The organism is Lysinibacillus sp. C5.1, assembly GCF_016350185.1.
GTDB classification, from domain to species: domain Bacteria; phylum Bacillota; class Bacilli; order Bacillales_A; family Planococcaceae; genus Lysinibacillus; species Lysinibacillus sphaericus.
Genome location: NZ_CP066226.1, coordinates 3,313,300 through 3,339,234, shown reverse-complemented (window position 1 = coordinate 3,339,234; position 25,935 = coordinate 3,313,300). Strand labels below are relative to the sequence as shown.

The 25,935-nt window shown below is 35.4% G+C and carries 31 protein-coding genes; 26 read left to right on the top strand and 5 right to left on the bottom strand.

Annotation, left to right across the window (positions count from 1 at the left end; genetic code table 11):
- Positions 1-7 precede the first annotated feature (7 nt).
- From I5435_RS16300 to I5435_RS16210, 19 genes are all read left to right on the top strand, one after another.
- Positions 8-475, top strand: a complete 468-nt coding sequence (locus tag I5435_RS16300) for a phage tail tube protein (protein ID WP_108029912.1) — start codon at positions 8-10, stop codon at positions 473-475.
- A gap of 14 nt (positions 476-489) precedes the next feature.
- Positions 490-891: a phage tail assembly chaperone gene (locus tag I5435_RS16295; RefSeq protein WP_337982611.1), complete on the top strand. Its 402-nt coding sequence runs from the start codon at positions 490-492 to the stop codon at positions 889-891.
- A 250-nt stretch (positions 892-1,141) separates the two neighbouring features.
- Positions 1,142-3,856, top strand: coding sequence for a tape measure protein (locus tag I5435_RS16290; protein ID WP_337982610.1), 2,715 nt, complete (start codon positions 1,142-1,144; stop codon positions 3,854-3,856).
- A complete protein-coding gene (locus I5435_RS16285; RefSeq protein ID WP_108029909.1) occupies positions 3,853-4,554 on the top strand; it encodes a LysM peptidoglycan-binding domain-containing protein in 702 nt (233 codons plus the stop codon). The genes I5435_RS16290 and I5435_RS16285 overlap by 4 nt, the downstream gene beginning before the upstream one ends.
- 1 nt (position 4,555) lies before the next feature.
- Entirely contained in the window at positions 4,556-5,524 is a 969-nt protein-coding gene (locus tag I5435_RS16280) for an XkdQ/YqbQ family protein (RefSeq protein ID WP_337982609.1), read from the top strand.
- Entirely contained in the window at positions 5,521-5,976 is a 456-nt protein-coding gene (locus I5435_RS16275; RefSeq protein ID WP_337982608.1) for a DUF2577 domain-containing protein, read from the top strand. The genes I5435_RS16280 and I5435_RS16275 overlap by 4 nt, the downstream gene beginning before the upstream one ends.
- On the top strand, positions 5,952-6,368 hold the full coding sequence (locus tag I5435_RS16270) for a DUF2634 domain-containing protein (protein ID WP_337982607.1): 417 nt from the start codon (positions 5,952-5,954) through the stop codon (positions 6,366-6,368). The genes I5435_RS16275 and I5435_RS16270 overlap by 25 nt, the downstream gene beginning before the upstream one ends.
- Positions 6,361-7,452 (top strand): baseplate J/gp47 family protein, encoded by a 1,092-nt coding sequence (locus I5435_RS16265; protein ID WP_337982606.1) that lies wholly within the window; start codon positions 6,361-6,363, stop codon positions 7,450-7,452. The genes I5435_RS16270 and I5435_RS16265 overlap by 8 nt, the downstream gene beginning before the upstream one ends.
- Positions 7,449-8,102, top strand: coding sequence for a putative phage tail protein (locus I5435_RS16260; RefSeq protein ID WP_337982605.1), 654 nt, complete (start codon positions 7,449-7,451; stop codon positions 8,100-8,102). Before I5435_RS16265 ends, I5435_RS16260 begins: the two co-directional genes overlap by 4 nt.
- A complete protein-coding gene (locus I5435_RS16255; protein ID WP_337982604.1) occupies positions 8,099-8,407 on the top strand; it encodes a hypothetical protein in 309 nt (102 codons plus the stop codon). Before I5435_RS16260 ends, I5435_RS16255 begins: the two co-directional genes overlap by 4 nt.
- A complete protein-coding gene (locus I5435_RS16250) occupies positions 8,400-8,999 on the top strand; it encodes an integrase (protein WP_337982603.1) in 600 nt (199 codons plus the stop codon). The genes I5435_RS16255 and I5435_RS16250 overlap by 8 nt, the downstream gene beginning before the upstream one ends.
- Before the next feature lie 2 nt (positions 9,000-9,001).
- Positions 9,002-11,410 (top strand): hypothetical protein, encoded by a 2,409-nt coding sequence (locus I5435_RS16245; protein WP_337982602.1) that lies wholly within the window; start codon positions 9,002-9,004, stop codon positions 11,408-11,410.
- Complete coding sequence (locus tag I5435_RS16240) at positions 11,410-11,658, top strand: hypothetical protein (protein WP_108029900.1); 249 nt, start codon at positions 11,410-11,412, stop codon at positions 11,656-11,658. The genes I5435_RS16245 and I5435_RS16240 overlap by 1 nt, the downstream gene beginning before the upstream one ends.
- A complete protein-coding gene (locus tag I5435_RS16235) occupies positions 11,651-11,803 on the top strand; it encodes a hypothetical protein (protein ID WP_167492614.1) in 153 nt (50 codons plus the stop codon). Before I5435_RS16240 ends, I5435_RS16235 begins: the two co-directional genes overlap by 8 nt.
- 78 nt (positions 11,804-11,881) lie before the next feature.
- Positions 11,882-12,073, top strand: coding sequence for a DUF4177 domain-containing protein (locus I5435_RS16230; RefSeq protein ID WP_108029899.1), 192 nt, complete (start codon positions 11,882-11,884; stop codon positions 12,071-12,073).
- A 140-nt stretch (positions 12,074-12,213) separates the two neighbouring features.
- Positions 12,214-12,618: a phage holin family protein gene (locus I5435_RS16225; RefSeq protein WP_108029898.1), complete on the top strand. Its 405-nt coding sequence runs from the start codon at positions 12,214-12,216 to the stop codon at positions 12,616-12,618.
- Positions 12,615-13,298 (top strand): peptidoglycan recognition protein family protein, encoded by a 684-nt coding sequence (locus I5435_RS16220; RefSeq protein ID WP_108029897.1) that lies wholly within the window; start codon positions 12,615-12,617, stop codon positions 13,296-13,298. Before I5435_RS16225 ends, I5435_RS16220 begins: the two co-directional genes overlap by 4 nt.
- A gap of 95 nt (positions 13,299-13,393) precedes the next feature.
- Complete coding sequence (locus I5435_RS16215; protein ID WP_108029896.1) at positions 13,394-13,723, top strand: four-helix bundle copper-binding protein; 330 nt, start codon at positions 13,394-13,396, stop codon at positions 13,721-13,723.
- A 408-nt stretch (positions 13,724-14,131) separates the two neighbouring features.
- Positions 14,132-14,629, top strand: coding sequence for a P-loop nucleotide/nucleoside kinase family protein (locus tag I5435_RS16210; RefSeq protein WP_108029895.1), 498 nt, complete (start codon positions 14,132-14,134; stop codon positions 14,627-14,629).
- Between the two features lie 168 nt (positions 14,630-14,797).
- On the opposite strand, the gene I5435_RS23190 is transcribed toward I5435_RS16210, so the two are convergent.
- The 3 genes from I5435_RS23190 to I5435_RS16200 form a co-directional block, all read right to left on the bottom strand.
- Positions 14,798-14,893 (bottom strand): putative holin-like toxin, encoded by a 96-nt coding sequence (locus tag I5435_RS23190; protein ID WP_219818977.1) that lies wholly within the window; start codon positions 14,891-14,893, stop codon positions 14,798-14,800.
- Between the two features lie 169 nt (positions 14,894-15,062).
- Complete coding sequence (locus tag I5435_RS16205) at positions 15,063-15,872, bottom strand: endonuclease I family protein (RefSeq protein WP_108029894.1); 810 nt, start codon at positions 15,870-15,872, stop codon at positions 15,063-15,065.
- A complete protein-coding gene (locus tag I5435_RS16200) occupies positions 15,872-16,834 on the bottom strand; it encodes a S8 family peptidase (RefSeq protein WP_024363255.1) in 963 nt (320 codons plus the stop codon). Before I5435_RS16200 ends, I5435_RS16205 begins: the two co-directional genes overlap by 1 nt.
- A gap of 188 nt (positions 16,835-17,022) precedes the next feature.
- On the opposite strand from I5435_RS16200, the gene I5435_RS16195 reads away from it, so the two are divergent.
- Together I5435_RS16195 and I5435_RS16190 are read left to right on the top strand one after the other, a co-directional pair.
- On the top strand, positions 17,023-17,259 hold the full coding sequence (locus I5435_RS16195; protein WP_337982601.1) for a hypothetical protein: 237 nt from the start codon (positions 17,023-17,025) through the stop codon (positions 17,257-17,259).
- Between the two features lie 223 nt (positions 17,260-17,482).
- Positions 17,483-17,863: an iron chaperone gene (locus I5435_RS16190; protein WP_337982600.1), complete on the top strand. Its 381-nt coding sequence runs from the start codon at positions 17,483-17,485 to the stop codon at positions 17,861-17,863.
- 466 nt (positions 17,864-18,329) lie between these two features.
- Here the strand turns inward: I5435_RS16190 and I5435_RS16185 are convergent, their stop codons facing one another.
- On the bottom strand, positions 18,330-19,214 hold the full coding sequence (locus I5435_RS16185; protein ID WP_337982599.1) for a LysR family transcriptional regulator: 885 nt from the start codon (positions 19,212-19,214) through the stop codon (positions 18,330-18,332).
- Between the two features lie 106 nt (positions 19,215-19,320).
- Between I5435_RS16185 and I5435_RS16180 the strand changes: the two genes are divergently transcribed.
- The 5 genes from I5435_RS16180 (at position 19,321) to I5435_RS16160 (ending at position 24,024) form a co-directional block, all read left to right on the top strand.
- Positions 19,321-20,145, top strand: a complete 825-nt coding sequence (locus I5435_RS16180; RefSeq protein WP_337982598.1) for a sulfite exporter TauE/SafE family protein — start codon at positions 19,321-19,323, stop codon at positions 20,143-20,145.
- Positions 20,146-21,175: 1,030 nt separating this feature from the next.
- Positions 21,176-22,102 (top strand): alpha/beta hydrolase fold domain-containing protein, encoded by a 927-nt coding sequence (locus tag I5435_RS16175; RefSeq protein WP_337982597.1) that lies wholly within the window; start codon positions 21,176-21,178, stop codon positions 22,100-22,102.
- A gap of 249 nt (positions 22,103-22,351) precedes the next feature.
- Entirely contained in the window at positions 22,352-22,489 is a 138-nt protein-coding gene (locus tag I5435_RS16170; RefSeq protein ID WP_337982596.1) for a hypothetical protein, read from the top strand.
- Between the two features lie 272 nt (positions 22,490-22,761).
- Positions 22,762-23,073, top strand: a complete 312-nt coding sequence (locus I5435_RS16165) for a DUF2834 domain-containing protein (protein WP_024363249.1) — start codon at positions 22,762-22,764, stop codon at positions 23,071-23,073.
- Positions 23,074-23,427: 354 nt separating this feature from the next.
- The gene (locus tag I5435_RS16160; RefSeq protein WP_108029887.1) at positions 23,428-24,024 is read left to right on the top strand and encodes a hypothetical protein; all 597 of its coding nucleotides are present in this window, start codon (positions 23,428-23,430) and stop codon (positions 24,022-24,024) included.
- Between the two features lie 720 nt (positions 24,025-24,744).
- Here I5435_RS16160 and I5435_RS16155 read toward each other — a convergent pair.
- Positions 24,745-25,839: an NADH-dependent flavin oxidoreductase gene (locus I5435_RS16155; RefSeq protein ID WP_108029885.1), complete on the bottom strand. Its 1,095-nt coding sequence runs from the start codon at positions 25,837-25,839 to the stop codon at positions 24,745-24,747.
- Positions 25,840-25,935 lie beyond the last annotated feature (96 nt).

Genomic DNA, 25,935 nt, shown 5'->3' with positions numbered 1-25,935 from the left:
AAATTAGATGGCAGCAAACGTAATGCAAACAAAAGACGCAATGTCCTCTCGTGAGGGCTTGGTATTTATTAATATTGAAGGGCAAACATATGAATTTGCAGAAATTCTTAAATTCAAGGCGGAAGTAGAATACAACAAAGTAGAAGTAAAACGGTTAAATGCTCGTATGGAAGGTTCAAAAATTGTCGGAGCAAAAGGTGTCGGTGAAATGACGATGTATTACCATCGCCCAGAGGTTCGAGCGATGGCCATGAACTATCTACGTTCAGGGAAATCGCCAATGTTTGATGCAACAATTGTCAATGCGGATATTACTAGTGCAGCTGGTAAACAAACCGTGGATGTCCGAAATATTGTTCCAGATAAAACATTACTAGCAATGCTTGATGCAGATAGTGCAGACACATTAAAAGACGAATTTTCATTCACATTTGACGATTTTGAAATCTTAAACCAATTTAGTGTTATCCAATAAGGAGGAAACTGTAAATGAGTAACTTTAAAGCATTCATGAAAGAAAATGTAATGGCGGTAGAACCTATCGAGTTATCCCTACAACGTTTTGCAGAACCTATTAAATTACGACCTGTTCCATCTGAAGAAGCCGATTTGATTAACGATAGATGTTTTAAAAATGTAGCTGGCAAAAGAGGACGCCAAGAACGAGTATTTGATCCAGTAGCATACAACCGTAGATTAAACGTAGCAGCTATCGTATACCCAGACCTAAATAATACAGAATTACAACAATCTTATAGCGTAAAAGGTGCAGAGGCCTTATATGGGAGAATGTTTCTAGCAGGTGAAACATCGCTGATTTCAGAAAAAGTATCCGAAATTAGCGGAAGTGATATTACGCTCGAAGATGAAGTGGAAGAAGTAAAAAACTAATACAAGGCAGTGACGATGAGCGCGACGGACTAGCATTTTATGCACATGTTGCGCTTCATCGGTTCAATATACTGCCTAACTCGTTTTTAAGTATGGATCGCAAAGAGCGCGCATTCATTATAGCAAGTTTGGATATAGAACTTGAAAAAGAGGCAGAGGCCTCGAAAAAGTAATAAGACAATTATAATTATATAGAAAAGGCATGCCTTGTTGGGTATGTCTTTTTTAGCCCTAAAATGAGGTGAGTGTTATGTCAGTGCGTACAACCATGACCTTGACCGATAGAATGACGGGTACTCTTCATAAGATGATGAAAGCTATGAATAGTACAATCCGAACGATGGAGCAAATGCATATATCATCCAACAGAGCAGGGGATATGCGTAGCCTGCAACGTGCAACGGTCGTTATCCAGAGTGCTAGTGTAGCTTTTAATAGATTAGGGACTAGTGCAAGACTTGCATATCAAAGTATTAGCAATATGGGTGATGGATTTATAGGGACTTCGGGAGGGATAGAAGCCGCCACAAGTGGAGTAGATAATTTTTTTAGTAAATTTGTTGGTTTTGCTTCTAATATTTTATCGGTAAAGAATTTAACTGAGAGTTTTAAGAAGTTAGCAAGCGCTTCTGATTCTTATAGTAATACTAATACGCGAATCGCTAATATTAATGACGGTTCGCAAACACAAGCGGAGTTGCAGGATAAGATTTATAGAGCTTCTCAGCGAAGTTTAAGCTCTTATAAGGATATGGCTACTAGTGTTGCTAAATTAAACGCTAGTGATACTTTTAGTAGCAATGATGAAGCGATCCGTTTCAGTGAGCTGATGAATAAATCTTTCGCTGCTTCAGGAGCTAGTAGTCAAGAAAAGGCTGAAAGTATAAAACAATTAACGCAAGCAATGGATTCTGGAGGATTGAAAGGAGATGAGTTTACATCGATTGCAGAAAAGGCTCCATTGCTTGCAGATGCAATTGCAGATTCTTTAGGAAAAAGTACAAGTGAACTAAAACAAATGTCATCAGATGGAGAAATTACAGCGGATATTATCAAAAATGCGTTATTTAATGCTGCTGACGAAATTGAAGATAAATTTAGTAAAACGCCGATAACATTTTCAGATGCAATGACTGTATTTAAAAACTATGCGCAAAATGCATTTGAACCTATATTTAAACGATTCAGCGAATTTGTTAATTCGGATGCATTTGGGGTTTTAGCAGGTCATGCAATGATGTTTATTAATCTATTTGTAGCTGGATTATCACTTGTTTTTGATGCTCTTGAGATGATTTACAACACAATCGGTGCGGTAGGAACATTTATGTATGATAACGCTAATTGGGTGGTGCCTATACTTGTAATAATGGGTGTTGTTCTAGGATCAATTGTAGCAATTTTGCTAACCAAATATGCTGTTTTAGGATTAATTAGGACAGCAACCCTTGCGTGGGCTGCAGCACAATGGATAGTAGATGCTGCTTATTTAACAAGCCCTATTACGTGGGTCATAATTGGAATTATTGCAGTAATTGCTTTAGTTGTAACCGCAATGGTGATGTGGGCTGAACAAACTGCAACTGTAATTGGTGCAATTGTTGGAGGCGTTTATTGGCTAGGTACTGCCTTCTATAACGTTATGATAGGTATTGCTAACCTTGCTATTACCGTTGCCGAATGGTTCGTTAATACATGGAATCAGGCTATATTTTTTGTACAACTAGCATGGATTGCCTTTAATCTTATGGTTAGAACTGTATTAGATGCCATAGGAAATAATATTATTAGCGTAGCTGAGTGGATTGCAAATACATTCAACGATTTAGTGTATGGTGTACAGATGGCATTTTATACGATGGGAACTATGGTGTTGAAAACGGTTGGTGGTATAGCAGATGGTATTTTTAATGTCATTAATAATGCATTAGGCGGAATATCTGATCTTATCAACGGTGCAATTGGTGGAGTGAATTCATTCATAGGTTTACTTAATGGTGTGCTAGATACCGATCTTTCTAAGATAGGTACAGTAGATTTAAAATTAAGTAGTGGTGCAACTAACTTTGGGGAAACGCTTCAAAATCTTATTAAAGCGCCTACAAAGGCTGACAAGATTACTCTGGGAAGAATGAACACCGCTGGGGATTATATGAATAATGTAACTATGCCGACTGCACCAATCAAAAAACAATTTGAGCGTTTAGATTACAAAGACTTAGGTAATGCATATGACAAAGGATATGAATTAGGAAATTCTCTTTCACTTGCTGGCAGTGAAAAATTAAGTAGTCTAGTAGACAAAGCAAAAGGGCTAGCGGGATTAGTGAAGAAAGATGAAGAGAATACTAATCCATTTCCATCCAGTTTGACAGATGATGTAGTAAAATCAGCACCTTCAGATTCGGGTCTTGGTCAAATAAATGCACCTTCAGAATCAGGTCTTGGAAAAAATGCTGATGATAATCAAAAACTTAATGGTGGAAATATAGATAAAGTTGGGAAGATTGAAGACAAAATCAATCTAGCAGACGAATATCTCGAATTATTTAAAGATATTGCGGAAGGTAAAGTGATCAATAACATTGTTTCGCTTACACCAAATTTACAGGTCCATAATAATTTTGAAGATACAACTGGTAGTGCAATGGAAAAAATGCTTAATAAATTCGGTGATTTATCTAATGCGAGTGGCAACGTTGCCAAAATAAATGACTATGTATCACAAGCATTGAATGTTCCAGTTAGGGATGAAGTTGAAGTATCAAACGAAGTACGAGAGAAAATTTCTGCTTCACCTATAACAAATACTAGTAAAGATGTTGTGCAGCATATTCAAAGTGAACCGAAGTTTTATTTCACTGGTGATATTCGTGAGAAAGTGGATGTTCATGAAGTTGTAAAGTTTATTACACAAGGTTTGAAAGATGAGCAGAATCGTTCGGTAGAGGGGGTATATGGATGATAGGAATCTATCTAAGTGCTAACAATGACAAAGAAGGATTTCGTATCCCTGTAAATCCGCCAGAATTATCATTTAAACAGGATGCAGATGGAGAAGAATTTTCAGTCGCTAAGATTGGAACTGTTAAAGTGCCTAAACCTATGAAATTACCCGAGTTCTCATTCTCTTCGTTTTTTCCGGCGCAGGATACACATTACGCTGAAACACAATTTATTGAACCTAAAAAGTATATTGACCAAATAAAAAAGTGGATGGCCGAAGAAACGGTTATCCGCTTTGTTTATGTAGGCGGTTCATTCTCTATTAACGGCCAGTTTACTATTGAAAGCTTTGAAGCAAAAGATCAATTTGGTACGTCCGATGTGGATTATACTATCTCTTTTAAAAAGTATGTGCCATTTGGATTTAAAAAAATGGAACTGGTTCATAAGAGTAACGTGCCAACTGTGTCTGCCAAGAAAAAGACAGTGAAGAAAGTCGTGAAAAAGGAAGCTCCAAGAGAAAACTCTAAGCAAATACCACAGACTTATAGTTTAGTAAAGGGTGATTCGCTTTGGAAAATCGCGCAAAAGTATACCGGAAACGGAGCAAATTATAAAGCACTGCAAACCTTGAACGGGATTAAAGATAGTGATTTAAGGAAGTTGCCAATTGGGTTGAAAGTGAAAATTCCGCCTGAATGGACGGCTAAGAAATGAGGTGGTAGGTATAGAAGTATTAATTGATAATCGTGATGGAAATATATACGAAGTGCCTGTCACTTCACTTAGCTGGAAGACTGAAAAAACAGGGAAAGCATCAGAGCTTAATGTTTCTTTGCTAAATCCTAAGCCACTTGAAAACAAAATTGTATCTGGTGCGATTGTAAGGGTAATCGATGGTGGACACAAAGTATTTTATGGCTACTCATTTAAAACTGGTTTTGGTAAGGATAGCGAATTTAATATCATTGCCTACGATCAACTAAAGTATTTAATGTATGAAGATACTTTTGTTATTCCATCGATGTTAACAGAAAAGGCTGTTGAGCGTATTTGCAGTATGGCAAATCTTAAGTTGAGTTCTGTAGCGAAAACAGGTTTTACAGCGCCAGGAATGGTTGAAGAAAATAAGAAGACATTAGATGTCATCATGAAATACATTGATTCAGCTATTGTGGCTACAAACCAGAGCTTTGTTTTTATGGATGATTTCGGCTCACTAGGATTGCATAATATTAGCGATCTTGTTATACCCCCTACAGATTTTTATATTGGTGAAGAAAGTCTTTTGTATGACTTTGATTACTCGGTATCAATTGAGGATTCTTATAATCGAGTAAAACTGGTATTAGATGATAAAGAGGCTTCCAAGCGAAGAGTATTTATTGCGCAGGATAGTAGCAATATCGCTAAATGGGGTCAGTTGCAGTATTACAAAAAGGTAGACGAAAATATGACACCCGCTCAGATTGAAAGTTTATTGAATGTATTACTCGCGGTTCACAATAAAGAAAAAAAGGAATTATCCTTAAAGTGCTTAGGTGATTGGCGAGTACGAGCTGGAAAGATGGTATTTATCTATATCGAAAAATTAGGGATTAAACAGTTGTTTTTAGTAGAGACATGTACACATGATTGGTCCGCTAAAGTCCATACAATGAGTTTAGAATTGAAGGTGATTTCTTGAGTTTACTAGAGTTAATTAAAACGACAGCAATGGCAGCGTTTCAAGCGTCCAATCCAGTAAATATTGTTTTGGGTAAAGTCATTGAAGCAAAGCCGTTAAAAATAGAAATACACTCGAAACTCATTTTGTCCGATGAGTTTTTACTTGTTGCGGAGCATCTTACTAGACACGAAAGAGTTGCCAGTATTCAATTCGAATATCCGAAAATTTACACCAAAAGCCAAATTGGTGATGAAGGTAAACAGACAAGTTCGAAACGACAAAATCAAGGCGAATCGACTGCGGTGCCTTATGAAGAATATGAAATGAAATATCTAAAGCTCGTCTTAGAAGATGGGTTAAAAGAAGGCGATAAAGTAGTAATGCATCGAGTACAAGGTGGCCAAAAGTATTTTGTATCCGACAGGTATAGAGAGGGGGATAGTGTATGGCACTACCAACAGAAGCAATAACGATTACCCCTGATATTGAAGTAATGGACGCTGTTGAATTACCCACTCGAACGTATCATTTAGATTTCAAACGAGGTAGCTGCAGCGGTTTAATAGATGGTCAAAAAGCAATGGAACAAGCAATTTTTAAAGTATTAAATACCATTCGCTTTAAACATCTGATTTATACAAATAATTATGGTTTTCAAAACATGGTTGGCTATGATGAGTTATATGTTCGCGGGGATTTAAGTAGGCGAATATACGATGCCTTGTTACAAGATGAACGTATTACATCATTAGAAAATTTTAGTCTTGAATTTATCTCAAAAGATGATGTATTAATAACATTTGTAGCTCGAACAATTTATGGCGATGTTAGTCTGTTAAAGGAGGCGATTAGGATTGCTTGAGTACTTAGAATCACAATCATACGACAAAATATTAGCTGAACTACTTGAACGTGTTCCGGATGACGTTGATAAACGTGAAGGTAGTGTAATATACGATGCACTTGCACCTACAGCATTAAAGTTAGCTGAAACATATTGGGATATGTCAATATTATATCGCCGTACTTTTGCTGCAACAGCGGACGGAACTGATCTTGAAAAACGAGTAAATGAGCATGGAGTCGAACGAAAGAAAGCAGGAAAGGCTATTCGCCGAGCTTTATTTACAGATGGTGATGGTCAACCTCTAGATGTGACTATAAATAGCCAGTATCGATTAGAGGCAATTGTCTATAATGTAATTGAGCGATTAGATGTCGGGGTATATAAAGTAGAGGCACAAACAGCAGGTGCAGTTGGTAACAAGGATTATGGAGAAATGCTGCCTCTAGAAGCAAATAACAAGCTAGGTAAAGCTATATTAGCAGATGTACTTGTACCAGGCGAAGATGATGAGACGGATGAGTCCTTATATTTAAGATTTGTCGAACATATCCGTGAAAAAGCTTTTGGTGGTAATCGCGCGGACTACAAGAAAAAGCTTAGAGCAATTCAAGGCGTTGGTGGTGTACGATTACGTAGAGCTCCATTTGGTGGCGGAACAGTAAAGGCAATCATTATTGATTCTGATTTTAATGCTCCGATACCTGAGTTTGTATCTTATGTTCAAGAGCTTATGGATCCATTAGAGTTTAAAGGTGAGGGTTATGGTACTGCGCCTATTGGTCATGAAGTAACAGTTGAAGGTGTAGGGAAAAATAATATTGAAGTTGAAATTGAACTGATCTTGAATGGGGCATCGATCGGACAAATTGAAGCACAAGTGAATGAAACGTTAGAAACGTATTTTGCTGAATTACGTGCAAGTTGGTTTAAAGATTTAGACATCAATGTTCGTATTACTCATATTGAATCTCGGCTATTAGAGATTGAAGGAATAGAGGATATTGCTTCAACATTGTTGAATGGCTTAGCAAATAATATTAACTTGGTCGAAGAAATTCCGGTACTTTCTAAAGTAATACTGAAGGAAGTGAGTACATGAACAATGCTTTTTTAGAGGAGTTACCATCCTACTATAAAAATATAAAAGAGTTTCGGGAGTTGTCCAATACAGTTACGCTTAACTGGGATAAACTTGACGAAGCTCTTTTTGGTGTGGATAATGATCAATTTATTTTAACTTCAAGCGAGGCTGCTATTGCTATAAGAGAAAAGGATTTTGGTATTCGCGCAGATCGAAAGAAAGAGACATTGAAATTTCGAAAACTTCGATTACTGGCACGAATGCAAGAAAGTGCACCTTATGTGTTGGAGTACTTATCAAAGGCCTTATCAGGGTTAATCGGAGAAAATAATCATCGGATTTTATTAGATATTAATGAATTTCAAATGGAAGTGGCAATCGAAGTTGAACAATCGACTTATTATAACGAAGTTGTGCAGTTAGTTGAAAGAATTGTTCCGTTAAATATTGATTTAATGACAACAATTTTAGCTTTAAAAGAATGCCTAATTATTATAGGTGGCACCTATGCATGGCCTATCAATTACAAAATATGTGGCCGTTTTAAAACAGCAGAAACGCATGGTGCTTTAGGGAATGAAATTTTAGTAGTATCTAATGAGATATACGGCTTCGTTATGAACAATCAGATTTGTGGTCGATTTAGAGTGGGAGGTGTGAGGGATTGAATGAAATACAACCATTAATGATAGATTTAACTCAACAATTTTTAAGTAATCTTACAGTTGGCGCAAAGGTTACTATTGATGGTGTTGTTTATGATAAAGAAATCTATCATACCAGCACAAAGTTCGGATTAAGAAAGTACGTAAAGTTATCGACAGAACAAGGCTTGGTAACAAGGGCTGTTTTAGTCGATAGTTACGGGCGGGAATTGTACGTAAAAACAATGAACTATCAAAAAGGTTCGAAGGGGTATGTAATAGCATTTCCTCTACAACTTGAATCAAAGGAAGTGAAAGTAAATGAGTAAATATATGAATGGTGAAATACCGCTGAATTTTAAGAAAAATCCTTACGAGCGTACTGATTGGTATGATGATGTAACGGATCCAGTGACAGGAGAAGTGATTGAGGACGGGACGCTGTTCATGTCAGAGTTTGCTAATAACTTCGAGTGGGGAATCTTTAACGCTTATCGTTTTATGATTGAAATGTACCGTCAATTAGAACGAATGCGTATTCAAATGGAACTAGATGGCCGTGTACCAGGAAACAGCGGAACGTTTGCAGACACGCTTGACGGCAGCACAAACAAAATCAAATTAGACACAGCGATGACCGACATTATTGAGGCTGTCATAATAGGAACAACTACATTAAAAGTGGCTAGTGTTGATGGTTTTACACCGTTTACACAAGTCACTATTTTTGATGATGTAGCAAGTGAGGACGTTGTAATTACAGCGATAGGTCAAGGTACGATTACCGTTTCTGCACTTACCAATGCATACAAAAAAGGCGCAAAAGTGGCTCGAAGTAATGTTCAAACTGATACGGTTAATGCTGAGATGAGTATTGGTGATTGGCAGACCTACAATGTTGAATTAGTGGAGGTGGTTTAAAGATGGTTAAGTATTATTATGACAAGTTTACTGCTATTAGTAGTACAGAATATGTCGACAATTCACCGTGGAAAGCAAATCCTAATATATTCAGCACTTTTAATAATTTGTATAAGTCTTATGCTTTCGATAAAATCTCCAATAGCTACCAGGGAATTGTAAAATGGAATCCTAGTGAGCTATATAATGTAGGAGATGTTGCTTACGAAATAACTTACGATGGGATTAAGAGATACACTGCATTGGTAAGTCTTTCAGTTACATCAGAAAGTGAATTTAAAAGAGATATAAAGTTATCTGTAGATAATCAAAAAAATATTTTGTATACAAAAGGATCACTTGTACAATCTAACATTACGGCAGAGGACGGCACGTACCCAGCAAACGGGCGACACAGCGATGATTACTGGTATATAAAAGGAGTGGCTGTAAATACTGCTCCAACACAACCAGGAGCTTTTACACAACCATCAGGTACGTTAGAAATCGGGGATTCAAAAGTATTTTCTGTAGGTGCTGCATCCGATGCAGAAAGTAATTTATCGAAATACATTTGGGAAGTTTCTATAAACGGAGCAGCTTATTCAAAAGCAGGAGAAACCACATCGCCAAGCTTTACGTACACAATACCAACAGCAACGAGTTTGAAAATGCGCGTCAAAGCAGTTGATACAGCAGGATTAGAAAGTGCATATCGTGAAAGTAGTTTATATACAGTATCAAAGCCAAAGTATTACTGGAATAAGTATAGTGTAGGGCGTAACTGGGGTGAACCAATAGAAACTGATTGTAGCTACGGCAATGGTAGTTTCGAAGGTTCTTATAAATCTGCGGTTTGGGACGCAGTTAACCAAAAATACATCCCTTCTGGAGGACAATGGACTAGTTGGGAACCTATATCAAGTGGGCAAGCTGGATGGAATTTTTACGGGTCTTATGCTCTTAAGGCCATTTCACAAGGTAGTTATCCGAACGCTGGTGTAGTAGATAGATTATATCAATGCAAGTATGATTATTCTCAGTTAAAATATACAGAAATTGCTGGTTCAATCATACAAACGGGTATTATTGCTGAAGAAAATAAATATCCGCTGAACGGAAAATACGATGATGGTTTTTGGTATATAAGGGGGGGACGTGTTAGCCAATCTATTGCACCGTCATCACCATTTACAGCTCCAGCACAGGGTAAGAAATTCAAACCTAACGAAGTTGCTAGTATCGTTTTTGGGGCGTCTACAGCTCCTAACTTATCACTTTATGAAGTGGACTACCGATACAATAGTACTGGTGCATGGACACCGTTAGCTTACAACAACACGCTTACTCGTAGTTTTTCAATAACTACAGATAAGACATTTAAAACCGTAGAATTACGTGTACGAGTTAAAAATACAAGTAATGTATATTCTGATTATGTGTATTCAGAGCCTTTTGAAATTGTACACAATGTTGCTCCAACAGTGTCATTAACTGGACCATCTGATAATGCAACATTGTACGAGACTGACACACTAAATATCGCAGGTACAGCTCATGATGCTGATGCAGACCAATCAGTTACCGTTTTCTATCAATTAAACAGCGAACAACGAAAGGTATTAGCAACAAACATAAGTCAGACGCAAATTGCTTTATCAAAGCAGCTAACCTTCAAAGGTGGTAAGCTATATGACGGTGATACGGCACTCACAGGCACACTAGCCGATGGTGTAGCACATACATTAAAAGTATGGGCGGAGGACAGTGAAAAAGCTTCTTCTGCGAATGTGGAGCGTACATTTTACGTGGTACCTAACCGAGCGCCTTTGTTATCTGTTGATGCTGTTGTACCTTCTGGCGTAGTTGATGCGGACAAATTTAAAATTAGTGGTACGGCCTCCGACCAAGATGCTAATTCAACGGTCAAGGTAACTCGTCGGATTAACGCAGGGAATGCTGTTGAAATATACAGTGGAGCAGGTGGAGCGTGGGAATTTGAACTAGCTCTATTGCAACTTGTAGTTGGTCAAAATACGATTGTGATTGAGGTCGTCGATAACTATGGAGCAAAAGCTAGTAAGACAGTAACACTAAATAAAAAAGAAGTGAAAACACCTATTTTGCAATCTGTTGCTCGGTATAAAATTGAGCCACCGAAGGGATCAGCGAAGGGTGTTTTATTATTTATACAACGTGATGAAGAACTGGATGTAAAAGTGGAGCTATCCATGACTTTAAGCGGTGAGCAAGAACAGTACGAAACATTAACGCCTGTGAATACTGCACCAGTACAACAAGGCGTAATAGAGGATACTTTCGAACACGAGGGGCTAGAAGCAAAGGAAAATATCATTCTCAAAATCACACCATCACAAACTGATTTATCATTTAATCACAAAATACATCTAATTTCAGGGGCGGTGGACTAATGCCATTTCAATATAAAGTACGCAACTCAGACAGTACATTTGGTGATATGAAGAAATTCGGAGTAGAAGAAACATCAGAAGAAAAGGCAACGCGGTTAGAGCAAGAAAATCAACTACTGTTAAACAGCATGATGGAGATGTCATCCTATATGGCTAACCAAGAACAACGTATAGCAGGTCAAGAAAACGCCATTATGGAACTTTCTACACTTATCGCTGCATTACCAGGAGGTGAAAGCAATGTTTAATGAAAACAGCGGGCTTGTATGTATCTGGTGTAATTATGTGAAAGTAAATCCAGATAAAAAAGAACAGGTGCCGAACCTTTCAAATCTGCGCCAAGTGGTGTACAGCAAATTAGAACAAGAAACGGATAGTAAAACGCAAGCATAGGCTTAGCGTTATTTTATTGTCTAAATAAAAGGTAATACCTTCCTTTTGTCGAATAGTGTAGAGGAGAGGAGGTTATTTATGATTTGGGAATATAAAGTTCAAAATTTTGTAGCTGAAATTAACGGTATGGAATTTGGTAATGTAAATGAACTATTAGGGAATTTATTAAATCAAATAGGGTCTGAGGGTTGGGAATTAATTTCTTCTACTCCTATTGAACCAAATAAGGTTACGAATATTCAATTAGTTTTCAAAAGACCAAAGGAATAAGTTTTAGCACTCTCAACCGAGGGTGCTTTTTATTATGCGCTGTGAGAGCAATCGAGATGGGCAAACAGTACATGTTACTGATTCTCGATGTTTCTCATGGCGCTTGTTTATTTATAAAAAGGGCAAAGGACGGTGTATAAATGGAAAGATTTTTTGTATCAGTATTCGGAGGAGCTTTATCGTTTTTAATTGGGGGTTGGGGGTTATTGCTAACGGTTCTATTAGTATTTAACATCCTTGATCTCTTAACTGGTACGGCTGCCAATTGGGGAGCTATTAATAGTAAACGAGGTTACCAAGGCATTATTAAAAAGGGCATGATGTGGGTTTGGATAGTAGTGGCTAACTTAATTTATTTAGTGCTGTTAGACCAAGGCTTTTCAATTGGTCAAATTATTCCTGATGCTGTAGCAATTTTATTTATCTTAAATGAAATTGTGAGCTTAGGAGAAAATAGTGCCAAATTAGGTTTGGACATGCCAGGACCAGTAAAACGTGCTTTAGAAATCTTTAATAATCACGAAAAAGAGGGTGAAAGCAAATGAGTTACATTTTTATACAAAACCTATTGCCTGCTAGTAAGTATCCTATAAAAGCGCCTTATTCTATGACACCACAGTATATTACGGTACACAATACTGCGAATGATGCTTCTGCAAGCAACGAAATTAAATACATGATTACTAACAACAATCAGGTATCCTATCATGTTGCAATTGATGATAAAGAAGTGATTCAAGCCATTGCATTTAACCGTAATGCTTGGCATTGTGGGGATGGACAAGAAAATGGTAACCGTAAATCAATCGGTATTGAAATTTGTTACAGCAAAAGTGGCGGTGCCCGTTATGCTGCCGCAGAGGAAAACGCTGTACAGTATATAGCGAAACTACTTAAAGAGTATGGTTGGGGCATTGAGCGAGTTAAAAAACACCAAGATTGGAACGGAAAACATTGTCCACATCGGATACTAAGCGAAAGTCGCTGGAATAGCTTCTTGAAACGAATTGAAGAAGCAATGAAGCCCAAAAATACTATTCAACAAAAGGAGGAACCAAAAGTGCCAAACACACTAACATCAACAGCTAAAGAGGATTTAAAAGGATTGTTAAAAGCGACTTATCAAAAAGGAATCTTGAAGGTGGACCATAGCGAAAGAGTTGGTTCAATGACAGATGGTGAAGCTTTAGGATTACTCATTTCTGTTGTAAAACGGACATTATAAGGTGTAAAAAGACTGGGTAACCAAAAAATGTTAATCTACCTTTTTTCGGAAAATACCTTTATTGGTAAATAAGAAATTAATAGGAGGGATAGAATTTGTCACATGAACAACACCAAAAATTAATCCAGGCTTTACACCAATTTGTGGTTGCCTGCAATTACTGCTTTGGCGCTTGTCTAAAGGAAGACGATGTAAAGATGATGGCTGAATGCATCAGATTAGACCGGGAATGTGCAGATATCTGTAACTTTTTAGAGCAGGCGTTAGCACGAAATACACCATTTGCTTCAGAGCTAGCATCAGTATGTGCGACAGTATGCGAGGCGTGCGGCAATGAATGTAAGAAACATGATCATGAACATTGCCAGCAGTGTGCGGAAGCTTGTTTCAAATGTGCAGAGGCTTGCAGAAAGCTAGCTGCTTAATTTCTTTTCTTACTTGAAAAATACTTTATCCAGCATTAAGTACTTTTTCACGAGTCGGGACGTCCAATTATTTGGCGTCTTTTTTATTGATACAAAGCAATTATTAAGCTTCTCCATCATATATGAACTAAATCTTTCTGAAAAGCAGTAAAAGGGATTGGGTCAATCGCTACCCCTTTATATTAAAGAAAAAAAGATATGCTTCTTTATCGATTAAAGAAACGATAAATGTACTAGACCAGGAAGAAAACTATAACGACTTTTTCCTTTATAGTGATATTGGGATAATAGGTGAGTTTTCTAATAATCCCTTTGAATGCAATTTCATTACATAACAATTACAATTATTAATAAGCTAGGTTACAAGATAAGGAAATAACCGATAAAATAAGATGGAGGGATAAAAATATGAAAAAACTAGGGACTCTATACTTTTTCTGCGGAAAAATGGGAGCTGGAAAAACGACTAAATCAAAACAAGTGGCTTTAGAGAAGCAAGCAGTATTGTTATCTGAGGATGAATGGCTTGCATCTCTTTACCCTAATCAGATAACAACATTTGAAGACTATCTTAAATTCTCAGCGCAACTCAAGCCGATGATGAAAAAGCATGTCCAAAACATATTAAGTGTTGGTACAGATGTAGTCATGGATTTTCCAGGTAATACTCAACAACAGCGAAAATGGTTTTTGGATATTGCATCAGAGGTAAATGCAAACCATCAACTAATTTTCCTTAATTTAAATAATGAGCAATGCTTACGTCAAATTGCACAAAGATGTATCGAACAACCCGAAAGAGCAACTTTTGACACAAAAGAGACGTTTATTCATGTTACTAATTTTTTTGAAGAACCAGAATTATCCGAGGGTTTAAATATTTTAGAGTTTAGTGGGGAAGAATAATAAGGTTTGCAACATATCCTTGAAGATTTAAAGTGTGTAAAAAAATACCAAAATAGACCAGCGATAGTTTCTATTAAAGGTAATGAGATTGTTCGGATTTAGGTGATTACATTAAAGGCGATTGGCATTCTAGTAATTCACCCTACTCTGTAAGGTATAGAGGGTGATTTACTTTTTTTTTGAAAAAGTAAATGACAACGCAAGAATCGTTACAATAAGTGTAGCGAAACTAAACATGAGCGTTATAGACTCATAAACTGTCATTGGAACCATCTCCTTTATTTTCGTTTGAAACGAATTTTTGGAATAAAAGATGACCAATCACCCTTAATATCTCGATCTACTACATGTAGAAATTATACCTTTATTGGCGTTTAATATTAAAAAAGCTAACACTAATTCTTTTGTACGATTATAAGGGAATTAGTGTTTTTTAATTTGTTACGATACATTCTGCAATCTCTGGAAAATCAATAAATGGATTCCGATTGCCTTGAAGTTCATGGATAGCTAGGTTGCGATGCTTTTCATAGATAGATACTGGAAAAGATAGATGCCATTTTAACAATAAGGAGATATTCTCTAGTTCTTTTTTTATTATGTTTGGATAGCGAATTAGGAAATAGAGTGTAGCTCTAGCAACGATTCCTTTGCCGTATTCTGGTTCGAATTTACTTTCTTCAGCTTTGCCGCAGCCATCTTTGATTCCTAAAATTAATCCTTCAGGGATATAATCATGGAAATCGTAATAAGGGTAGTTGCTGCGACTGCTATTGCAGGTAGGATTGCAGGCGAATAAATGATGCAAGTCTCCTCTCATCGGTTCTTTTTTATCGAACCATGATTGAGGCACTACATGTTCACAGTTAAATAGATTATCCGATAAGATGCTTATTAACCCTTTTGCCTGCATTTCGTGGAGCCGAACGTCCTCCTCTATGACAGAAAGGGGATCCATCCTTTTTCCAGAATAAAGACTTTTTAATGAACCGTTTTCCTGTAAATCAACCCAAGGGTACACATAACGGTGCGGGCTGTAGTTTAACTGATCTGTATGTGTTTTTATAAGCAATGTGTGAAGGCTGTCTAAAAGAGTAGTATTCGTGAATGAAATGCTATGATAGTATTGATTTCTGACTTCCTTATCTTTCTTTTCGTCATAATAGGGTCGATTTTCCTGATAGTTTAAAAAGTCTGACTTGGCCGTTTCCCATTCACAGTATAGCAAATCTAGTTTTTCCATTATATTTTCAACGCCTGTCCAGATAATTTTTGGTTGAATACATCCGATAAGTATTCCTCTGTTGTTAAGTACAGCATGCCGTTGCCTTCGAGTTTTGGCGAGTTTCCTAAAGGAATCGTTCTTTTTATTAATTGTGCATACAGCTCAGCCTCTGTCAGATTTCGCTCAAAGTTTCTGTTGGCATTCTCTTTTATGAGTGCAAGTGCACCAGATATATGCGGTGTTGCCATCGAAGTTCCGCTTAGTTTTGCATAAGTTCCGTTTAAATACGTTGAAAGGATTTCTTCACCAGGGGCTACTAAGTCGACTTCATTATTCGAATTTGAAAAATAAGAAGATCTGCGTTGCAGGTTAATGGAACCGACACTGATGACTTCATTGTAGCAGGCAGGGTAGGCCAATTCATTTGAAGAACTCTGTCCATCTCCCTCATTACCAGCAGCACAAACGACTAGTATTTGATTAGTGATTGCGTTTTGAATAGCTTGGTGTAACTCAGGTACATCGACAGAACCTCCGAGGCTCATGGAGATAATATCCACCCTTTGTTCAACTGCATAGTTAATACCATTTATGATCCAGTCGTATTGCCCTGATCCATTTTTATCAAGCACTTTTAAAATCAATAAATTTGCCTCAGGTGCAACACCAACTACTCCTGTGTAGTTATTGATTGCAGCAATTGTGCCAGCCACATGGGTTCCATGGCCATTATAATCGATGTATCGATCAGGTTGTCCATCATCATCATGAGTGAAATTCCACCCACCGATAATACGCCCACTCAAATCAGGATGGGTGACGTCGCAGCCTGTGTCCAATATCGCTACAGTAATCCCCTTCCCTTTAGAATTCTCCCAAACTTTTGGAGCTGCAATAAGTTCAATACCTACTGGCACCACTTCGACCACTTCGACCACTTCATTCACTTGAAACGGAATTAAATGTAACTTTTGCTTCATTTGTATCCCTCCTGAAAGAAATTAGGTTTTAAGTGTAATATTGGTAATTAATAATATTCTAACAATTTTGAATTTTTAATAACAGTTACAATAGATGTGTTTTTATCTAAAATATCAGAATTTTAATAGTGAAAATAGTATTGGTATCTATTAGTCAATATCGCATGATAACATCTTAAAGATTGTGGATGTTTGTACTTAAAATAAACTGCATTGGAGAAGTTGAAGTTCATGGAACAGAAGATGCTTATAAAGGTATCGAATTAATACGTGTACATAAACTTTCTAAAGGTACAACATTAGCTGAAGTAGAAAATCTATTCTCTACGCTATTTCACAAAGGTGAAAAGGGCTATAAAAATCTAACACAATGCGTGGGTAAAATTACAATTCGAGCAAAAAAGGAAAATGGTGAAATGGTATAAGAAGGACACGATTGAGGGGGAAAATGGAATTTAAAGTTTTCAACAAGCAAAAGACAATGTGAGGATTTTCATTTAAACCAAATGGACCAAAAATATTTAAATCAATTCATCAATATTAAATTTGAAATATTTGGAGAGAGTGAGAAATAGATAAAGAATATTTACTTTAATATTAAAGTGTTTTAAAATCCTTTCAATACTTAAATTTACAAGGAGGCATATTATGGAACAAAACATTCCTGAATCAATTGATGAATATATTTTACAATATCCTCAAGAGATTCAAGAAATATTAAAAACAATAAGAAAGGCTATAAAGGAATCAGCACCAAATGCCCAGGAAAAAATAAGTTACCGAATGCCTACTTTTGTATTAAACGGAAATCTGGTACATTTTGCTGCATACAAAAACCATATAGGCTTCTACCCAACTTCAAGCGGGATTAATAATTTTCAGCATGAATTGTCGGGATATAAAACCTCTAAAGGTGCAGTTCAATTCCCAATTGGAAAACCCATCCCTTATGGATTAATTAGTCAAATAGTAAAATTTAGGGTTGCTGAAAACCAAAGTAAAGTGGAAGAGAAAATAAAAAAGAAATAATTTGTAGATGCAAATTTCCCTTTGTTTATGAACTATAACAAAAATCATAATAACAGGATTTATCAACAATCGGCGCGATTCTATAATATGGATCAGCGCTCGTTTTCATTAGAGGGTTAGATTATTGAATGACATGCTTTTGTAAATGTAACTAGACGATTCTTTGGGTGCTTTTTTCATCTAACATTATTGTATAGTTAAATGTAAAAGGGGAGACAGAGTATGGATAACCAATATTTCGTAGGTTGGGGTACATTGGCATTGACTGATACCACCTTTGTGTAACAATCCTGTTTACAACGCTAATGGGCATATTCACGAAATAAATGTACTAAAATGGTTATTTTCTGTTTCACTATTTATACCAAAGCCGTACACAGGTGTTGCATTCTTATTCCACAATCGGGCCATATTGTTGAAATACATTCTTTTATGAAAAGTTACCAAACGGCGGTTTGATAACTTATTATTTGTTATTTAAAAGAAAATCTAAAAACAATTCAGAACTAGTATTTGGCTGCATGTTTAATCGTGTGCATACATGTACAGGGCGTATAATTTCTATGTTTTTCACATAAATCCTCTGCAGTTGATTAGTATCTAAATACCTTTCAACAGCAATAGATGGAGATAAAGTAATACCATAACCTGAAAGAACTGCTTGAATCGATTCCGTTAATCCATTAAAAACCAATCCTATTTTAGGAAATGGCACACCTTGAGTATGACAAATGGATTGAAAAAGTTTTCTTGTTGAACTCTCTTCTTCTCTCATAACAAATGAGTATTGAACAAGTTCATCTAAAGTGACCTCTTTATTTGCTAATTTATGCTTTGGGTGAGTAACGAAATAAAACTCAATATCTTTCCAATGTTTACTTACTATATTAGACTCATCTATATTTTCAGTAACAATAATTCCTATATCTGCCTTATAATTTAGCAAATTATGAATCATGTCTTTCGTGTTTCCTGATTGAAGTACAAATTGAATATGCTCATTTTCATCTTTATACTTCGAAATGAATGGTGGAAGTATAGCTGTAGCTGGTAAATAGGTCGACGCAATGACAATTGTTTCAGCTGCTTGTTTTTTTATATTCGCGATTTTTGTTTCTATCGAGTTTTCTAATGAAAAAAGGTTTTCCGCCTCTTTTGCAAGAATGCGTCCTACTTTCGTTAATTGAATTCCTCTACCTTTCGATTGGATCAATGTCACATCAAGCTCTTTTTCTAAATGGCGAATTTGTATCGTTACAGCTGGCTGACTCAAACATAGATACTCTGCGGCCTTTGTTACATTTTCAAATTCGGCTACCGTTTTAAATATTCTTAAAGCGTGTAGATTCATGAAAATCCCCCTTGCATAAATATTATTTATGAATATTACTTAATTATATATTAGATTTATTGATAATAGCGTTGTATGGTTTGTATAAAAAGTTGAGGGAAAAATAATGAGGACATTGATTAATCTTTCATTGATATTTGCAGGTGGAGTTTTTCTATTATTACAAATTAATGCTACAACAAACATCCCGTTTCTCAGTATCATTATTTGCATTGGCATGTTAGGTTCATTTATAGGGACACTTGCAGGAGGCGGGGGCTTAATTACGTTACCTGCAATGCTACTACTTGGAATTCCTATTCATTTTAGTATCGCAACAAATAAATTTTCTTCAGGAATCGCATCATTATCTAGTTTAATTGTTCTTCTAAAGACAAAAGAGTTGAATATGAAAATAATGAAATCCTACATTATTTCTTCGATTATCGGAGGAGGCTTTGGTGCGTTAGTTACGTCAATTCTTCCAGAGAAATGGCTAAATCTAATTGCAATTTGTTTGCTCATATTTACATTTTTTGTATCTATTAAAAGTAAGAAATGGTATAGCGAACTACAAGCAAATAATACAAACCTTAATAATAATCGTGCTTCTAAAGTGATGTCATTCTTTATTGGGATGTATGATGGTGGATTTGGTCCTGGGTCATCAACATTCAGTATTTTATACTTTATAAAATCTAAAAATACTTATGTAAAGGCAACACAAATGAGCAGAGTGTTAAATTTCGGTAGCTGTTTTGGGGCATTTATCATTTTTTATCAAACGGGTTATTTACAATGGGATTATGCAATTGCTTTGGGTATGGGATCTATCATTGGAACACAAGTTGCATTAAAAGTCGTATCAAAAATACCTTTAAAAATTGCTAAAGGGTTAGTAACTACCATCCTAATTTTATTAATCGTTCAAGTAGCATGGCGATTTAAGTAGATATGCAGTACTAAATCACGATCTTCAGCAATCGGGCGCTTTTCTTGAAGATTATTGAGTTGCATAGGCAGCTCTTTTTTCTTATTCAACTAACGGTGCAGTTTAGTTGAATAAGTAATGTTTCAATAACTAGGAGGTAATTAATAAAAAACCACTAAGAACAATGGTTTTGATTTTCTTATTGTAGGAGAAGATAAAATACATGATTATCTACGATTAGCTGGCTCATATGCAGTAATCAAGTGCGACGACAAATATCTTTTAGGTTATAACACTTGGTGAAAGCAATGGGAATTGCCAGCAGGACAATGAGAAAAGAATGAAACGTCAAAGGATTGTGCAATCAGAGAACTTTAAGAAATATTAAAAATTAGGAACAAGTTTGAACCAACTGAAAAGCGCTTCAAATCCTTTAATATCAGGGTTTGGGGCACTTTTTAAGTTAGAAAAGGATAGAACATGAATAGTTTCTCCACATTTTCTCTACAAAAAAGTGTTGCTAAGTCGCTTCGTGACTGTTATTTAACTATGCCGCAAAAAGGTTAAGTGTAACAATTTGCATATAAATAGCCGAGCAGACTTCAAAGTAACCTATATTTCATTTATTTTATTAATTAATCAATTCTTTTTTAATCATTTAAGTAGTGTGTGGAGAAAGGGCAGTTTCACAATAAATATTTTTTAATGTAGGATTTTAAAGAAGTTTGATTAGTCGTTTGCAAAATCATAAATGTATTTAAAAATGTGAATTAATTTATTCAACAAACGGGCCATTTGATTGAATATAGCTTAGAAACATAAATTGGATTTTTTGTGTTATTATTTACAAGTGAGTTCTAATATATTTTCTGTAACTCGTTAGTTATCTTAAATCATTAGGGAAGTAAAACCGAAAAAATTGGATTAAAAATAATGTACTTATTTAGATGGGAGATAGCTATGATGGATTCTGATAAAGAAATACTTGGCTATCTCAAATCATTCGTGTGAAGGAACAAGATGAAAAAAAGTTTAAAGGAGAGAAATCAAAATGAGTGTAGAAATTTATACTGAAGAACGTTCTGAAGAAAGTATTCAATTTGAAAAATGGATAACTTCCCAAGGGAATAAAAAGAGTTTTTCTAGTATTGAAAACACCAAAAGCTTCCTTAAGCAAAGGGGAATTGAAAATACTAAGCCCTATGTTATTGGGGAAGATGTTAAATTTTCAAGTGATATTCAGGAGCTGACATTCGAGGGCATGCAAGTTTTCACATTAAATGACCTAAAGTCCTCGAATCAAAAAGTTATTCTTTATATACACGGTGGTGCTTGGACGAGTCAACCTTTAGATTTACACTGGTTGTTTATGGATAATATGGCACAATCTTTAGATGCGAAAATTATTGTTCCTATTTATCCTAAAGTACCTCATTTTAACTATAAGGATACCTATCCGAAAATCCTAAACCTATATAAAGAAATTCTTGGAACTGTTAAAAGTATCAATCAATTGACTATCATGGGAGATTCGGCTGGCGGAAATATTTCACTTGGACTTGCCCATCTTTTAAAGATGGAAGATCTGCCTCAACCGAAAGATATTATTTTATTATCTGCATGTGTTGATATGAGTTTGAGCAATCCTCTTATACCTGAATATGATAAAAAAGATCCTCTGTTAGCTCGTGAAGGAATGGAAGAAATTACAAAGATATGGGCAGCTGATAAAAGTGTAACGGATCCTTTGATTAGTCCAATTTATGGTGAATTTAAAGGACTTGGGAAGATCACTCATTTTATTGGAACACATGAAGCTTTATATCCAGATGCTATGAAACTTGATGAAAAACTAACAGAACAAGGAATTGAAATCAATACCTTTATTTATCCTCAAATGATTCATGTGTTTGTTGTTATGCCAATTCCTGAAGCCAAAGATGCTCAACAGAAAATAATTAATATAATTAGTAACTAAGTGTTTTCTTTTTAGTCTCATGGAACAGTTGTTTTATATGGAAATGTAGACAGGTTAGCAGGCAATAGGTAGAAATCACAAACTTGATATTAGGCAATCGGGCGCATTTCTTTTATAAGGAGTGTATCTAGTGGGGATACGATAAAATTATTCCGTTAAGTTATATAATCTTTATTCAACCATTATTTCGAAATATACCTAAATCCCACTTTGGGGACGTTAAACGTTAATACACGAGGGGGCGAAAAAATGGATTATACTAAAATTTATAATGATGAACTGATTGCCTCAGTAAAAGAGAAAATAAAGTCAGTCGGTGAAATTAAAGCGGTGAAGTTTTTAAGAGAGCAAACAGATATGTCCTTAATACAGGCAAAAAATTTGTAGATTTTTGTAAAGAATAGATATACAGCGAATAGCAAAGCTTTAGAGAATTTAAATATGAATCTATATAAATCATCTTCTATAAAAGAAACTCCATATAAAGAACGTCCAGGACATTTTTACAATTGGTTAAATGAAGGTGATAGCCTTCCACTATCAATGTTGCATGGTGAACCATAGTTAGAATGATAAATTTAAATATTTATTCAAATTAATTTTTTATGAGGTATTATTAAACTATATTATTTGTGAAAAGCATAGAGAGGGGTTTTTAAATGAGAAAAGTTTACTTGTTATTTGCTATTATTGGCACAGTATTTCCGTATTATTTTTTAGTGCAATTCTTGAACGAAAACGGATTTGATTTAGGGTTATTAATAGATTTATTATTTGCAAACTCGATATCGACCTTCTTCGCTGTTGACTTTTTTATTTCATGTTTTGTTTTTATCATCTTTATGTTTAATGAGTCGAGAAAGTATAACATTAAAGAAAAGTGGATATGTCTATTAACTTTGTTTACAGTTGGTTTATCATTGGCATTACCATTATTTTTGTTTTTCAGACAGCCATATATAAAGAAATAAGGGTGTTAACCTAGATAGGCTTTTATTAAATACTCCGTGATGGGTGGTCTTTGACAATACGTTCTAAATAAAGAAAATTACACATTTATTCATTAATTGGTGTCCTAGAGGTGCTTGAATTAGAATTTTATTTTATTGGATTTATTTTCTTTTTAATAGAAATAGTAGATGTGTTTAGGAATATTGATAAACGAAATTTAGGTGTGAAATTTTCTTTTTCTTATAGTTATTTGACCTTATTTCGAGGGGATTTTTTGAAATTAATTGTACATAGCACTCAAAATGTTTATTTTGTATTGAGTGAAATTTTAATTATGATACCATATAGATTAATACATATTTGGAGGAATAATTATGGAAAATAGTAAGATAAAGTTATTATTATTACTAAGTTTATTTTATGTTTTAATTTTATCAGCATGTAATCAGAAAGAAGAAAGTGTTGATAAATCAGGTGAGAATGAACAAGAAAAAGTAGAAACTTTAAATCAAGAGGAAAAAGAAGAAGTAGATACATCAAATCAAGATGGTTTAGTTGAAAGTGTCGAGAAAATTTCCAAAAATGAAGAGATTGCTGAAGACAATCATTTAAATACATCTTTGACATTAGTTTTAGAAGATGTTATTCCTAGGGACCCAAGTATTGATGATAATGTCTATGGATATGAATTAAATTTTATTTTGAAATATATTAACCATACAGATAAAGACATAAAAGGATTTATAGCAGAAACATATTTTTATGATATGTTTGGTGAATTAGTATACACATTAGATTTCAAATATGAGTGGGATGTTATTCCTGCAAATGGTTCTTCAAACTTCAATACTGCTGTTGATTTAAATCAATTCAAAGATGAAGATATGCGGTTTTATAATTTGCCATTTGAGAATATGAAATTTAAATACAAAATTAAATCCATAATCTTTACGGATGGAACAAGTATTTAAAAAAGTAAAGCCTTACAACAAGCTTTGTAAGGCTATTTTATTTTGGAACGCTGCAGGTTGGGTAATGGGAGCCGTTGGAATAACTGCCGATGCCTTAAATGTTTTTAGATAAAATTAAACGTAAGATGACTAAGGAATTAGTAAAAAAGAGAAAGAAATACAAAAAGAACTAAAGAAGTGGCTTAATACCGAAATTATCCCTTCAATAAGAGAAAAGATGTATTACCAGTATAAAAAAGATATGAAAAATGATATAAAGTATTGCGAGTGTAATAGTTATTTCCATTAAGAATTAAACCTTGATTCTAATCGTATTTAGCATTTTATGTATTGATGAAATAAGAGGTATCTAAGTAAAAACATAATTATACACAATTTCTACACAGTGAAGCTAGAAACCCTAGTAAAATTAATGTCTCAGAAATATTTATAAGTACTCCTGAGACGTCTAAAGCTTTATCTATATAAGTTTAAGCCAACTAAAGCGCCTTAAACCCTTTAAAATCAAGGGTTTGAGACGCTTCTTTTTCTTTATTAAGAATACGTAAGAAAATGAACTGTACAGGGAAGTCTTGAATGGCTGTTACAGGCTTAGTTATAAATGATTTTTTGACCATCGCTAGCATCAGTACAATCTGTTGCTTCCCAAAGCAGATCACCGTAGAAACTTTGTTCTTTATGTTTGTTTAGTTTAGTGCGTCATGGGGTTCGTTTTTACAATTATTTTACGCCAGGGACCCAACCTACATTACGTTTCATCATGTTCATTAGGGGCTCTGGAATGTTATTATCACGGCTCATATCCATTTCCGTAATAACGGGTTCACCAGCGGCTACTTTTTCCACCCAGTGCGCTTCAATTAATAGCTCACGACCAAGTGCAAGTAAATCAGCACCTGTTTCCATTGCTTCTTTCGCATCTTCTGGTGAATAAATTGAACCAACGCCGATAAACGGTATTCGACCGTCAATGACGCGTTTTAAAATTTTAATACGGTTTTCTTTTTCGCCGCTATAGCGATGTGCTTCTGAGCGGAAATCACCTAATGAAATGTGCAAGTAATCGAGCTTTTCATCTGCTAAACGATCTACAAGTCGAACCGTTTCATCTAGCGTGATGCCGTCTTCTTCAGGCTCTTCTGGGCTAAAACGATAACCAACGATAAATTGATCATCAGCATATTGCGCTTTGGCGCGGTTTACACTTTCGATAATTTCTAATAAGAATGTCATACGGTTTTCAACAGAGCCACCATAACGGTCTGTGCGTTTATTTGTAAAGCCTGAGAAGAATTGTTGTAATAGATACGTATTGGCACCGTGAATCTCCACACCGTCAAATCCTGCTTCAATGGCGCGACGTGTCGTTTCACCAAATGCTACGACGATTTCCTCAATTTCTTCTACCGTTAATGCACGTGCCACACCGCCATCTGCTGCAACGTTTTCACTTGCACTTACGATATCGCCATTTGGTACAAGGTCACGTACTGCTTGGCGACCGCCGTGATATATTTGTAAAATTGCTTTTGCGCCACCGTCGTGAATCGCATCAGCAATACGTTTTAAGCTCAAAATATATTCATCGCTATGTGCCGAAATTTGACCTGGGAAGCCTTTCCCATTAGGAAGTACGTAAGCACATGCTGTAATCACCGCACCGACGCCATATGAGCGCTCACGGTAATATGTAATCTCCGCATCTGATACCGTATCATCCGCATTTGCTGAGTAAGTGGTCATTGGCGCCATTAAGTAACGATTACGAATTGTGACGCCGTTATGAAAAGTAAATGGTTTTAAAAAAGTTGTCATGTTATTCACTCCTTCTAAAACAAGAGTAAATTTATAGGATTTAAAAGTCAAAGATCATGCTTACGACTATTTTCTATTTACTACATCATAATGAAA

Excerpts from the sequence above, each read along its gene's own strand:
- I5435_RS16260 (WP_337982605.1), top strand. The coding sequence starts at position 7,449 with ATGAACAATGCTTTTTTAGAGGAGTTACCATCCTACTATAAAAATATA.
- I5435_RS16285 (WP_108029909.1), top strand. The coding sequence starts at position 3,853 with ATGATAGGAATCTATCTAAGTGCTAACAATGACAAAGAAGGATTTCGT.
- I5435_RS16165 (WP_024363249.1), top strand. The coding sequence starts at position 22,762 with ATGAGAAAAGTTTACTTGTTATTTGCTATTATTGGCACAGTATTTCCG.
- I5435_RS16175 (WP_337982597.1), top strand. The coding sequence starts at position 21,176 with ATGAGTGTAGAAATTTATACTGAAGAACGTTCTGAAGAAAGTATTCAA.
- I5435_RS16290 (WP_337982610.1), top strand. The coding sequence starts at position 1,142 with ATGTCAGTGCGTACAACCATGACCTTGACCGATAGAATGACGGGTACT.
- I5435_RS16220 (WP_108029897.1), top strand. The coding sequence starts at position 12,615 with ATGAGTTACATTTTTATACAAAACCTATTGCCTGCTAGTAAGTATCCT.
- I5435_RS16195 (WP_337982601.1), top strand. The coding sequence starts at position 17,023 with ATGTTTGTACTTAAAATAAACTGCATTGGAGAAGTTGAAGTTCATGGA.
- I5435_RS16160 (WP_108029887.1), top strand. The coding sequence starts at position 23,428 with ATGGAAAATAGTAAGATAAAGTTATTATTATTACTAAGTTTATTTTAT.
- I5435_RS16185 (WP_337982599.1), bottom strand. The coding sequence starts at position 19,214 with ATGAATCTACACGCTTTAAGAATATTTAAAACGGTAGCCGAATTTGAA.
- I5435_RS16235 (WP_167492614.1), top strand. The coding sequence starts at position 11,651 with ATGTTTAATGAAAACAGCGGGCTTGTATGTATCTGGTGTAATTATGTG.
- I5435_RS16250 (WP_337982603.1), top strand. The coding sequence starts at position 8,400 with ATGAGTAAATATATGAATGGTGAAATACCGCTGAATTTTAAGAAAAAT.
- I5435_RS16180 (WP_337982598.1), top strand. The coding sequence starts at position 19,321 with ATGAGGACATTGATTAATCTTTCATTGATATTTGCAGGTGGAGTTTTT.
- I5435_RS16200 (WP_024363255.1), bottom strand. The coding sequence starts at position 16,834 with ATGAAGCAAAAGTTACATTTAATTCCGTTTCAAGTGAATGAAGTGGTC.
- I5435_RS16230 (WP_108029899.1), top strand. The coding sequence starts at position 11,882 with ATGATTTGGGAATATAAAGTTCAAAATTTTGTAGCTGAAATTAACGGT.
- I5435_RS16270 (WP_337982607.1), top strand. The coding sequence starts at position 5,952 with ATGGCACTACCAACAGAAGCAATAACGATTACCCCTGATATTGAAGTA.
- I5435_RS16155 (WP_108029885.1), bottom strand. The coding sequence starts at position 25,839 with ATGACAACTTTTTTAAAACCATTTACTTTTCATAACGGCGTCACAATT.
- I5435_RS16295 (WP_337982611.1), top strand. The coding sequence starts at position 490 with ATGAGTAACTTTAAAGCATTCATGAAAGAAAATGTAATGGCGGTAGAA.
- I5435_RS16240 (WP_108029900.1), top strand. The coding sequence starts at position 11,410 with ATGCCATTTCAATATAAAGTACGCAACTCAGACAGTACATTTGGTGAT.
- I5435_RS16245 (WP_337982602.1), top strand. The coding sequence starts at position 9,002 with ATGGTTAAGTATTATTATGACAAGTTTACTGCTATTAGTAGTACAGAA.
- I5435_RS16170 (WP_337982596.1), top strand. The coding sequence starts at position 22,352 with ATGGATTATACTAAAATTTATAATGATGAACTGATTGCCTCAGTAAAA.
- I5435_RS16190 (WP_337982600.1), top strand. The coding sequence starts at position 17,483 with ATGGAACAAAACATTCCTGAATCAATTGATGAATATATTTTACAATAT.
- I5435_RS16210 (WP_108029895.1), top strand. The coding sequence starts at position 14,132 with ATGAAAAAACTAGGGACTCTATACTTTTTCTGCGGAAAAATGGGAGCT.
- I5435_RS16205 (WP_108029894.1), bottom strand. The coding sequence starts at position 15,872 with ATGGAAAAACTAGATTTGCTATACTGTGAATGGGAAACGGCCAAGTCA.
- I5435_RS23190 (WP_219818977.1), bottom strand. The coding sequence starts at position 14,893 with ATGACAGTTTATGAGTCTATAACGCTCATGTTTAGTTTCGCTACACTT.
- I5435_RS16225 (WP_108029898.1), top strand. The coding sequence starts at position 12,214 with ATGGAAAGATTTTTTGTATCAGTATTCGGAGGAGCTTTATCGTTTTTA.
- I5435_RS16300 (WP_108029912.1), top strand. The coding sequence starts at position 8 with ATGGCAGCAAACGTAATGCAAACAAAAGACGCAATGTCCTCTCGTGAG.